Source organism: Ligilactobacillus acidipiscis DSM 15836 (assembly GCF_001435755.1).
Classification (GTDB): Bacteria; Bacillota; Bacilli; order Lactobacillales; family Lactobacillaceae; genus Ligilactobacillus; species Ligilactobacillus acidipiscis.
The window spans coordinates 1-11,347 of record NZ_AZFI01000051.1 but is presented as its reverse complement, the minus strand read 5'-3'; the positions used below and the strand labels follow the sequence as shown (position 1 = coordinate 11,347).

12 protein-coding genes are annotated in these 11,347 nt (G+C 38.7%); 4 read left to right on the top strand and 8 right to left on the bottom strand.

Annotated features, from left to right (window positions below; translation table 11 throughout):
• Positions 1-133: 133 nt before the first annotated feature.
• From FC65_RS05200 to cdaA, 4 genes are all read right to left on the bottom strand, one after another.
• On the bottom strand, positions 134-442 hold the full coding sequence (locus FC65_RS05200) for a hypothetical protein (protein ID WP_029605467.1): 309 nt from the start codon (positions 440-442) through the stop codon (positions 134-136).
• Positions 443-1,143: 701 nt separating this feature from the next.
• Complete coding sequence (gene glmM / locus FC65_RS05190; RefSeq protein ID WP_056971811.1) at positions 1,144-2,502, bottom strand: phosphoglucosamine mutase; 1,359 nt, start codon at positions 2,500-2,502, stop codon at positions 1,144-1,146.
• 66 nt (positions 2,503-2,568) lie between these two features.
• Complete coding sequence (locus FC65_RS05185; RefSeq protein ID WP_169790226.1) at positions 2,569-3,720, bottom strand: CdaR family protein; 1,152 nt, start codon at positions 3,718-3,720, stop codon at positions 2,569-2,571.
• Positions 3,717-4,559, bottom strand: a complete 843-nt coding sequence (gene cdaA / locus FC65_RS05180; RefSeq protein ID WP_056971810.1) for a diadenylate cyclase CdaA — start codon at positions 4,557-4,559, stop codon at positions 3,717-3,719. Before cdaA ends, FC65_RS05185 begins: the two co-directional genes overlap by 4 nt.
• Positions 4,560-4,883: 324 nt before the next feature.
• Here cdaA and FC65_RS05175 point away from each other — a divergent pair, with 324 nt between their 5' ends.
• A complete protein-coding gene (locus FC65_RS05175; protein WP_056971809.1) occupies positions 4,884-5,582 on the top strand; it encodes a DUF1361 domain-containing protein in 699 nt (232 codons plus the stop codon).
• A 67-nt stretch (positions 5,583-5,649) separates the two neighbouring features.
• On the opposite strand, the gene murB is transcribed toward FC65_RS05175, so the two are convergent.
• Positions 5,650-6,558, bottom strand: a complete 909-nt coding sequence (murB, locus tag FC65_RS05170) for a UDP-N-acetylmuramate dehydrogenase (protein ID WP_056971808.1) — start codon at positions 6,556-6,558, stop codon at positions 5,650-5,652.
• Positions 6,559-6,740: 182 nt separating this feature from the next.
• Between murB and FC65_RS05165 the strand changes: the two genes are divergently transcribed.
• Positions 6,741-7,274: a 3'-5' exonuclease gene (locus tag FC65_RS05165; protein WP_056971807.1), complete on the top strand. Its 534-nt coding sequence runs from the start codon at positions 6,741-6,743 to the stop codon at positions 7,272-7,274.
• Between the two features lie 75 nt (positions 7,275-7,349).
• Here the strand turns inward: FC65_RS05165 and tsaE are convergent, their stop codons facing one another.
• The 3 genes from tsaE to FC65_RS05150 all read right to left on the bottom strand — a co-directional run bounded on the left by tsaE (position 7,350) and on the right by FC65_RS05150 (position 9,661).
• Positions 7,350-7,814: a tRNA (adenosine(37)-N6)-threonylcarbamoyltransferase complex ATPase subunit type 1 TsaE gene (gene tsaE, locus FC65_RS05160; protein ID WP_010498021.1), complete on the bottom strand. Its 465-nt coding sequence runs from the start codon at positions 7,812-7,814 to the stop codon at positions 7,350-7,352.
• A 26-nt stretch (positions 7,815-7,840) separates the two neighbouring features.
• A complete protein-coding gene (gene pta / locus FC65_RS05155; protein ID WP_010498019.1) occupies positions 7,841-8,830 on the bottom strand; it encodes a phosphate acetyltransferase in 990 nt (329 codons plus the stop codon).
• A gap of 135 nt (positions 8,831-8,965) precedes the next feature.
• Complete coding sequence (locus tag FC65_RS05150; protein WP_010498017.1) at positions 8,966-9,661, bottom strand: uracil-DNA glycosylase; 696 nt, start codon at positions 9,659-9,661, stop codon at positions 8,966-8,968.
• Positions 9,662-9,859: 198 nt separating this feature from the next.
• On the opposite strand from FC65_RS05150, the gene FC65_RS05145 reads away from it, so the two are divergent.
• Together FC65_RS05145 and FC65_RS05140 are read left to right on the top strand one after the other, a co-directional pair.
• Positions 9,860-10,732 (top strand): Cof-type HAD-IIB family hydrolase, encoded by an 873-nt coding sequence (locus tag FC65_RS05145; RefSeq protein WP_056971806.1) that lies wholly within the window; start codon positions 9,860-9,862, stop codon positions 10,730-10,732.
• Between the two features lie 46 nt (positions 10,733-10,778).
• Entirely contained in the window at positions 10,779-11,312 is a 534-nt protein-coding gene (locus FC65_RS05140; protein ID WP_010498013.1) for an LURP-one-related/scramblase family protein, read from the top strand.
• Positions 11,313-11,347 lie beyond the last annotated feature (35 nt).

Here is an 11,347-nt window from a genome sequence, read left to right as displayed (position 1 = left end):
ACCATCAACACTATTTGACAAAGTCCCTTTTATTTCCGTATCTACTGTAAGGGGGGGCATATCATGAGCTAAAAAGTCTTGTTATCCCATAACTTTTGGCATTTAAAACTGTTGTTTGCTGCTGGTCCTGTTTTTAAGCGATATGATTTTCATGCAGGATAGACTGAACGACTTCTTCTATTTCTGGAGTTCTTGTCCATTCTTCAAAGTGATCCATTTGTTCTGTCGGCATTGTAAAATTATCATTGATATACTTTTCATATTTAATAACGCTGGAAGAACGCGGGATATTTAATTGGACTATCCTCACACTTTTAATAAAGTTTCTCGTTGCTGCTAATTCAGCCCGTCCATTTTGAACCATATTAGAAATCTCATAATAACTAGATCCATCATTTCTTGTGATTTCTTCAATTAACGTTAAAACTTCATTACTCAATATACAGACATCCTTTCTCTTTTTAAATTATATACAAGCCCACTCTAAACTGTCAAAAAAACCACCGACAGATGAGCTGTCGGTGGCGGCATAAGAGAGAAAGAGAATTGATTAGAAGGTAAATTACTAAATACCTTACCAACAAAGTATAGTCTAAAATGAAAACGGTGTCAATGAAAATAAAAAAATATTTTTATATTACATGAAATGTTGCAAGATTTAAATATTTTTAACAAAAAGTCTGTAGCTTTTCTTTTGAATTTTTCAGTGTTCTCATAATATAATGAATGCAGCAAGTTTTATTTACATAAACAAGGAGGAATCATATGATCAACAAAAAACAGCTAGTTACTAGCCAGAAAGTTGCGCTTGTCTTCATTCTTGGCCACTTTATACTTAAGCTGATACATTTTTCCTCATTGTCGGCGGGGATCAGTACCCTATTTGCTATTTTTCATATCTGGGCACTCCTAGTGATCCTAATTGGCATACTTTTTTATCATATGCTTTTGACCTGTATTTTCTATCTCAGCTTTCGTATTCTAAACTATACTTTTAATTTGATTTACCGTTAAATAAATTATTTATTTCATGTTTTTGTCCCAAAACATGAACCTGAAAGCAAAGTCTTGTAATTTAAAAAAGGACTCTGAACATGAATTACATGTTTCGGAGCCCTTTTATTTGCTGGGTAAACAACAAAACTATTTGTCTACGCCCACTTCTTCTTTCACAACATTAACGATTTCCATAACATAATCATGAACCAGTTCTGGTGTCGCCGCTTCTGCCATCACACGAAGTAGGTCTTCTGTACCACTAGGACGAACGAGCACACGACCTTCGCCAGCCATCTTACCTTCAACTTCTGCGATTTTATCCTTGATATTTTGATTGTTTAAAGCTTCTTTTTTATCTTGAACACGAACATTGACTAACTCCTGCGGATAAGTTTGTACCTCAGCGGCTAATTCAGACAATTTTTTACCAGTTTGTTTCATGACGTTTAACAATTGTAAGGAGGTCAACATACCATCGCCAGTAGTGTTAAAATCTAAGAAAACAACATGCCCTGACTGTTCCCCGCCGACATTATAGCCATTCTTAAGCATCTCTTCCACAACATAACGGTCACCAACTTTTGTTTTAACTGAAACTAAACCGTTTTTCTCCATGGCCTTATACAAGCCAAGATTGCTCATCACAGTCGTAACAATCGTATCTTTTTTCAAGCGACCACGTTGATCCATATATTTACCACAGATATACATGATCTTGTCGCCGTCAACGATCTCACCGTTCTCGTCTACTGCAATACAGCGATCTCCATCGCCATCAAATGCCACACCGACTTCAGCACCCTGTTCAACTACAAACTTACTCAAAGCTTCCGGGTGAGTTGAACCAACATTATCATTAATATTCAAACCATCTGGATTAGTTGCCATTGTTTCAAAATCAGCACCCAAATCAGCAAATAAATTAGAAACGATCGCACTGGTTGCACCATTGGCACCATCGATAGCAACGTGCATCCCTTCCAAATCATCTGGGATCGTCTGCTCCAAAAATTGGATATACTTTAATGCACCTTCGTGGTATTCGCTGATCATACCCAATCCTTCAGCAGATGGACGAGGGAGCTCATCAGTATCTTTGACTAACAATTCTTCGATCTCTTCTTCTTTAGCATCGGAAAGCTTGTAACCATCTCCGCCAAAAAACTTGATCCCATTGTCTGCCACAGGATTGTGAGAAGCAGAAATCATTACCCCAGCATCTGCATCTTGCAACCTAACCAAATATGCTACTCCTGGCGTAGTAATTACACCTAAAGGAAAAACCTCGATCCCCACAGAAAGCAGCCCAGCAATCAAAGCTTCCTGTAACATTTCACCAGAAATTCGGGTGTCCCGTGCTACTAAAACACGAGCTGGTTTATTCGGATCTTTTTTATGCTTAGTTAAAATATATCCGCCGCATCTTCCAAGTTTAAATGCCAATTCAGGACTTAAAGTCTCGTTTGCTATACCTCTAACACCATCTGTACCAAAATATTTCATTCTTAATTGCTCCTCACACTTCATTATAATAACTTTTTTTTAAAATCAAGCAGCAGGATCTGGCTTTTACTCAGGACTACTTGTAGAACTCGAAGAAGAAGATGACCCACTCTCGCCTGAACCTTCACTAGAACCTTTATCAGAACTCACTGCATCACTACTGGAACTGTTACTTGGTTCATATCTAGAATCGCTGCTGCTGGTGGTTTCACTCGTTGACGAAGATCCAGAACTGCTTGAAGACTTGGCATCACTTTTGACATCAATATGCACTTGAATCGTTTCCGGTGAAACTGCCGTTATACCGGAACGATCTGAAACCAATGATATTGTCCGATCTTCATCTGCATCTACCCCTGCCAAAGACACTGAGACTTTGAGTTCATCAATTTTTTTTAAAGCATCTTTCGTACCGGTCAAAGTCACATACTTGGTATCGGTCGAAAAATCATATTTTTTCCCATCAACGCCCTGTCCTCCAGAAACTAATCGAAGCGGGACTTTCTTATGGGAAGAAGCTAAATAAATCGGAACATTAACTCGTGCTGTTTCAGGAGAGATAGTAACATCCAGCTGTTTGCCATTTTCATCAATTGCACGTAACAATACATTTCGTGAAACTGATTTTTTGACATTATCACTTAAGTTAACATCCGCCACGACACTTTCGATTTTCTTAATATCAGTCCGTGCCCCAGTCACTTTAACAGATTGTCGATTTGAATTCGCAACTCCCGCGGCATACTCTTTGGCAATTTTGTTAGAATCATAACGAACTTGAACAGGAAAAGAGGCCTGCCCTTTTTTACTGATTTTTACTTTGATTTTTTCAGGGTCAGTACGCGCACTGATCTCGGAACTTAAACCTGAGGTTTTTAAATTGATCGTATGCGTCCCCGGTTTCAAGCCGTTCAAATCAGCAACCACCTGAAAGTTCCCAGTATTTTCAGCAGCCTTCACCAATCCGCTTGGCCCGATCAAAGAAACCTTGACGTTTTGTGGGACACCTGAAACGTAATATTTGTCATTATTATAACTTAAATTAGGTTCTTTTTTGATAGTTGCTCTAGTATTTTTCATCAATGAAGTACTGATTTGCGACTGATCCTCATTGCCTGACAAATGTTCTGAATTAACATATACAAACAAAAATACAGTCAATAATAGGGCAATCAAACTATACATGATCTTAGATCTAAAAATTTGAGATATTTTCAATGTTTAGCTCCCCCCTTGAACAAACCATCAAAGAACTGAGCAATGGGGTTACTCTTTCTCTCATCTTCTTTAGGGATCAGCTCATTCTTCAAGAATTTCAAATAATCTTCTTGTGATAAATCACGGATCAATTCACTGTTTTTGGTGATCGTCACTCCACCTGTTTCTTCCGAAACAACGATCGTTAACGCATCGGTTACTTCACTGATCCCAACTGCAGCACGATGTCTGGTACCTAGCTCTTTAGGGATCAAATTACTTTCTGATAACGGCAAATAAGCCGCAGCAACAGCAATTTTATTATTTCTAATAATAACAGCACCATCATGTAAAGGCGTATTTGGAATAAAGATATTGATCAGTAACTCACCAGTGACTTCAGCATCCAAATCGATCCCGGTTTCAATATAATCCTCTAAACCAGTATTCATTTGAATCGAGATCAACGCACCGATCCTTCTTTTAGACATATACTGAATAGCCTTGTCTAAAGCAGCCACTAATTTCTTTTCATCCTCATTTTGCCTCCGACTCGCCCCGAAAAGCGAACTACGACCCAGATGTTCCAGTCCACGACGGATCTCTGGTTGAAAAACAACGATAGCTCCAATAACTCCCCAATTAATAATTTGATCCATGATCCAAGAAACTGTATGCAGTCCTAACCAAGCACTTAAAACTTTGATCAAAATAATGATCACAACACCCTTAAACAACTGAACAGCCTTAGTACCACGAATCAACATCAATAACTTGTAAAAAACAAACCAGACCACTAATATATCTAGCAGATCCGTCAAGTTACGCCATGTAATTAAATTACTCCAGTCAAAGGACACTCAGAATTCCCTCCTTTGAAAAAAATTTACCTTTTTATTATAGCACAGCCACCCGACAGTATCGAATAAAACCAAATTTATCAAATTTTTTATATTAGTATCATAAATTCTTCGGCTGTTTAAAAAAGGCAATAACCTCCCACTGCCGATTTCCGGACTAAACAGTCAAGAAATGTAGCTGTTCGAGCTACGAGCTGCATGTTTTTTACTTACTTTAGCTGTAACTTTTTAAAATCATCTAAATATCTTCTTATTTTGCGATTTTTTCGAACAATAACTGTTAGAATATTCTTAATAAATAACTTCAGAAATAAGGTGCATATTATGTCACGAAAAATTAAATGGTTGATCAGGCTTTCTTTTTTAGCCTATATGATATACATCTATTTAACTGTTTTTCGCCAAGGCGGATATTTTAGTTTTCTACTTTTAAACACTTTTTTGGGTTATCTGCCGATCGAAGCAGCAATGCATATCGATCACAAACAACCAACGATCTTCTTTGTTTTACTGATCATTTTATGGTTGCTTTTCTACCCTAATGCTCCTTATTTATTGACTGACCTCTTTCATCTATCTAGTATCGACCCGTACAATCATACGACTGGACTGATGACATTTAATCTGCACATGTGGTTAACTTTTACCAATTTATTAGTCAGTTCATTATCTTGTACGATTTTAGGAACTTGGAGTTTAGAATATGTTGCCGACCAAATCATGCTGAAAATAAAGTTGAACCACACGTGGATGCGCAACATCTTAGTTGTTATTTTCATTACAGCATCTTCCGTTGGCGTCTATATTGGCCGTTTCTTACGTTTACACACAGCCTACCTTTTTTTGAGCCCCAACTGGGTCATTAATGACTTGGTTAAAATGTGGAACCCTCGAATGATGATCTTTGTGATATTTATGACGATCATCCAAATGGTAGACTGGATCACTTTACGATGCTATTTAAAAGCAAATTCAAAAATTGAAGAACTGCCGCAAAAAAAGGTTAACAATGATGTTGCCTAATTGCACAAAAAGGAGGGCTTTCAACCAGAAAAGTCCCCCTTTTTTGTGCAATTATTAAAAAATGCTGCTATCGTTCTTCGCCTAAGATCCTGACTTCGGTCTCTAGATCTACGCCAAATTTGTCCTTGATCACAGCTTGTGCATGCTGAATAACGTTTAAATAGTCAGTTGCGGTCGCTGTGCCCTTATTTACAATAAAACCTGCGTGCTTAGTTGAAATTTGAGCTCCACCAATACTGTATCCTTGTAAATCTGCATCATGGATCAGTTTGCCCGTATAATATCCTTGTGGTCGTTTAAAAACACTGCCACAAGAGGGGTACTCTAGTGGTTGTTTAGATGCACGTAAAAAATTCAACTGGTCCATTTGCTCCTTGATTTGCTCCTTTGCTTTCGGCTCTAAAGCGAAGGTCGCTTGCACTACGATCGACTTTTCTTCTTGAATTCGACTATGCCGGTATCCAAAAGCCAGTTCTTCGTTAGAATATTTTTTTTCATTTCCTTCATAATCAACGACTACTACATCCTTGACTGCATCTTTGATCTCGCCACCATAAGCACCAGCATTCATAAAGATCGCTCCGCCAACACTTCCAGGGATCCCAGCGGCAAATTCAATACCGCTCAAACCTGCTTTGCAGGCGACTTGAGTTGTTTTGATCATTGGAGCACCCGCCTGTGCGATAACTTGATCACCATCAACAGTGATATCAGCCATACTTGTCAAAATAACCACCAAACCGCGAATCCCACCATCTTTAACGATCAAGTTGCTTGCATTACCCAAAATCGTCAGCGGAATATTTTGTTTGTTTGCCCGATGACACAAAAGTTGCAATTCTGAAAGTTTTTTCGGAAAAGCTAAAAAGTCGGCCGGCCCACCAGTACAGGTATTTGTATAATGTGATAGCGGTTCTTGCTTTAAAATTTGGACGTCTTGCAGTTCCTTTTCTATTATTTTATTTGTTACAGACATTTATTTTTCCTCACTTACTGAATTATACTATCGTCCATTTTAACATTTTTCTGCTATAATGGGTGCGATGTAAAAGTTTTTCTTTTTCAATAAAACCTGCTGCTTGAGACAAAAACTATCTTTCAAGTGATAGGCCATAATATTTTTCTACACTATTTCAGTTTAATACGAGGAGTTTTTAAATGGATTTTATAGCACTCGATTTTGAAACAGCAAGCCCTAAACGCCATAGTGCTTGTTCACTTGCACTCACGGTAGTGCGTAATGACCAAGTGATCGATGAAATGTATTCCTTGATAAAACCGGCAACCGAATTTTCACCTAACAATATCCGGATACACGGGATCACACCACAAGATGTCGCGAATTCACCGACTTTTCCGCAACTTTGGCCACATATTTCATCTTTTCTTGGACCACAGAAATTAATAGTCGCTCATAATGCATCTTTCGATGTTAGCGTGTTACGGAAAACATTGGGTTTTTATAAGTTGCCCGTTCCTAATTTCATGGTTTTAGATACTTTAAAAACAAGCCGGCAACTATTAAATGATCTGCCAAATTACCAACTAAACACTGTGTGTGATTTTTTATCAATTTCATTAAAACACCATCATAATGCTTTGGCGGACAGCCGGGCTTGTGCACAAATTTTAATTTCCGAAGCACAACAGTACGGAACAGAGGTTTTAAAACCGTTGATTAGAGCTTACTAATTATAATATACAAAAACAGCAATTCGAATTGCAGTGTTGAGCACACTTTTAATTCGAATTGCTGTTTTTATTGTATTACTCAGCTTTTTTCAAGCTATTCAATAATTCAACATACCTAGAACCATGCGCTTCAAATGTCAGGGTCCGCTCATTATCATGGAAATCATTTTTTGCAAATGAGATCGTCAGGTATTCCGCTGGTAAGTCTTCCGCTGCAAATTGCGGCCATTCAACGATCGATACACCGTCACCATCAAAATATTCTTCCAAGCCAAGATCGGCAGCTCCAGTATCTTCCAGACGATACACATCCATGTGATAAAGTGGTAAGCGGCCTTCAGTATACTCTCTGATCAACGTAAAGGTTGGACTTTTAACATTGCGTTTGATGCCCAAACCTCGAGCTATTCCCTTAGTGAAAGTCGTCTTCCCCGCACCAAGCTCTCCTTGCAATAAAATCACATCTCCGGCGTGCAACTGTTGTGCAACTTTCAAAGCAATTTGTTGTGTTTCATCTGCATTATGAGCAATAAAGTCCATTTTATTCATCTTCCTATGTCGTATAATTATTCCATCACGGCTTGAGCGGCAGTCATAATAGCAACATTATATACATCCTGCTCGTTACATCCTCGGGACAAGTCTGAAACAGGCTCATTCAAACCTTGCAAAATAGGCCCGATCGCTTCAAAGCCGCCAAAACGTTGGGCGATCTTATAACCGATATTACCAGATTGAAGTTCAGGGAATACAAATACATTTGCATGACCAGCTACGTTAGAACCTGGAGCTTTTTGTTTGGCAACAGTTGGTACAAAAGAAGCATCAAATTGTAACTCGCCATCAAGTGGTAAGGATGGTGCCTTCTTATGTGCTAACTCGGTAGCATGGGCCATCTTATCCACTTGCTCACCCTTAGCAGAACCCTTAGTTGAAAAGCTTAACATTGCAACTTTAGGGTCAATGTCAAACAAACGTGCAGTATCTGCACTAGTTACAGCGATCTCGGCTAAGTCTTCAGCTGTAGGATCAATATTGATCGCGCAATCAGCGAAAACATATGTCTCTGCACCATCGTCACGTGTCATGATAAAAGCACCACTAGTCCGTTTCAAACCTGGTTTGGTTTTAATGATCTGTAAGGCAGGACGAACAGTGTCGCCAGTCGCATGCGCTGCGCCAGAAACAAGCCCGTCAGCTTTATTCATGTAGACCAACATCGTACCAAAATAGTTAACATCTTTCAACCATTCGCGAGCTTGTTCTTCAGTATTTTTACCCTTCCTGCGCTCAACAAACTTAGCAACCATTTCATCAAAATTGCGTTGTGGATACTTCTCTGGGTCGATCAAGGTCACATTAGCCAAAACATCTTTACCTAATTCATGCGCCAATTCTTTAATTTTACTTTCGTTTCCTAAAACGATCGGCCGTAAGATACCTTCTTGCGCCAAACGTAATGCTGCACCTAAGACACGTGCGTCTTCACCTTCAGGAAATACGATTGCCTTATCTTTTCCCTTGATCTTCCCCTTTAAAGTTGTAAATAGATCCATGATAAATCTCCTCCCTATTATTTAAGCATTTTCTGTTACTAACAAATACTCAAAAGAAAAGCAGGTTTACTGCTCACTTTTATGCACTTAAATTCACTGAAAAGCCCAGTATTATTGATTATGAAAAACTCGCACCTATGATGGAACGTTTTCCACTGTTTCTGGTAACTGCCAATCAATTGGTGTTTCACCCATTGCCTCAAGAGCCGCATTAGTTTTAGAAAACGGTCTTGAGCCGAAAAATCCGCGATGTGCAGACAATGGACTTGGATGCGGTGATTTAATGATCACATTGCGACTCTGGTCGATCAGCTTGATTTTATCCTGTGCAGCTTTACCCCATAATATAAAAATCACTGGCTTTTGACGAGCCGACAATTTTTCGATCGCGACATCAGTCAATCTTTCCCAACCCTTACCACGATGAGAATAAGCTTGACCATCGCGAACAGTTAAAACAGAGTTCAGCAGCAAGACCCCTTGTTTAGCCCATTTTTCCAAATAACCGTGATTAACAGGTTTGACTCCAAGGTCACTTTGTAATTCTTGATAAATGTTCCTTAGTGATGGCGGGATCGCTACCCCTGGCAAAACAGAGAAACTACAGCCGTGTGCCTGGCGGTATCCGTGGTATGGATCTTGTCCTAAGATCACAACCTTCACGTCAGAAAAAGATGTCCATTCAAATGCCTGAAAAATATGAAACATATCCGGATGAATCGTATAATTCCGATATTCTTCCTTTAAAAAATTATGTAACTCTTGGTAATATGCCTTTTCAAACTCTGGACCTAAAATTTCTTGCCAATCATTGTTGATCAACGTTTTCATAAAAACACCTCTCCTTTATTTTACCATATTAAAGCGCTTTAATTAAGGGAGAATAAAAAAGTTTTAGTTGGTTACAATATACTTTCTTTTATTAGTGTCGTTCATAGTTTAGCGGGCCTATTGAACTAAAACTTTCTGACTAATACTGCGATTCATGCTAGAATATAATGGAGAAAAGAAAAGTGAGGTTACACGGATATGCTACAATTAATTGCTTCTGATATGGATGGAACAATGCTAAATGATCATATGGTTATCTCTGACTACAATGTGGCTGCGATCAAGCATGCTCAGGAAAAAGGGATCCACTTTATTGTTTCAACAGGACGTGCCTTTAAAGAAGTTAAACCATTACTTGACCAGGCCGGAGTTTCCTGTCCTTTGATCACTATGAATGGCGCATTAGTGATAGACGAAAATGGCAAAACACTAAGTTCTGCCCCAATTCCAGACCAACTTGCTCAAAAAATCATCATTTTACTCAAAAAAGCAGGTTTATATTTCGAAGTCATCACATCTCAAGGAGTTTGCTCTGATGATAAAGCCGCTCGGATCGAAAACTTCGCCGAACTTTTATCCAGTATTGATGCAACCACACCATTTAAATTAGCTGTCAGTCTGGCTTCTGCTAGAATGGAGTTAATGGACATTAACTATGTCGATGATTATTATGAATTAGTAAATGACCCGCATATTCAAATTTTCAAAATAGTTGCTTTTAGTCCCCACGGACAAGCTGGACTAGAAAAAGTTCGTCAGGAGATCTCTAAATATGACTCATTGGTCATTACCTCTTCAGGTTCTGGAAATATTGAGGTCAATCATATTAAGGCCCAGAAAGGTTTAGCACTCCAATCATACGCAGACCGCTTGAACATCCCGATGGATAACGTCATGTCAATGGGTGACAATAATAATGATCTCTCAATGATAAAAATCGCTGGGATCAGTTACGCTATGGAAAACGCGACTAAAGAGATCAAAATGGCGGCTAATCACTTAACTAGCAAAAATACCGATAACGGGGCTGGAAAAGCTATCGAAGAACAGCTTACACAACTAGGACTATAAAAGTTAACTATCACAGAAGTTTTACCGGATAGGAAGTGAACCAGAAATGCAAGCATTATACGCTCAACGTATTGGTTTTACTAAAAAGGGCGTGACCACGATCAAGGATGAAGATGACAATATCGTGTACTTTATCACCGGCCGCTGGGGGCTCGTACATGATGTTTTATCAGTTTATAATGTATCAGGTACGCTGTTAGCCGAGATCAAGCAAAGCAGTCTTGGATTATTTCCAAAATTTGACTTATATTCACATCATAAAAAAGTTGGTTCACTTCGCCGTTATTATGGCGTTAGCACCGAAATGCTTTTTGTAAAAGGACTCAACTGGTTTTTAATTGGTAACTTAACTAATTTCCGCTATAAAATCTTTGCAGGTCACGAATGGGTCATGAAAACTGGAACCGTCCAAAAGAATGGTCAGGATACCATCAAGTTTGAATTCCGCTATGAAAAAGATGAAGCACTATGCTTGTGTGTCGCAGCGATCTTAGATTACTGGGCCTCTAATACAAAAAACGTTAAAAACAAGCATCATTTATTCAACTTACAAACGCATACCCGTCCTAGCTTCGACTAAAAAACAGGTTCTATAATATTTGGTACTGATAGAAA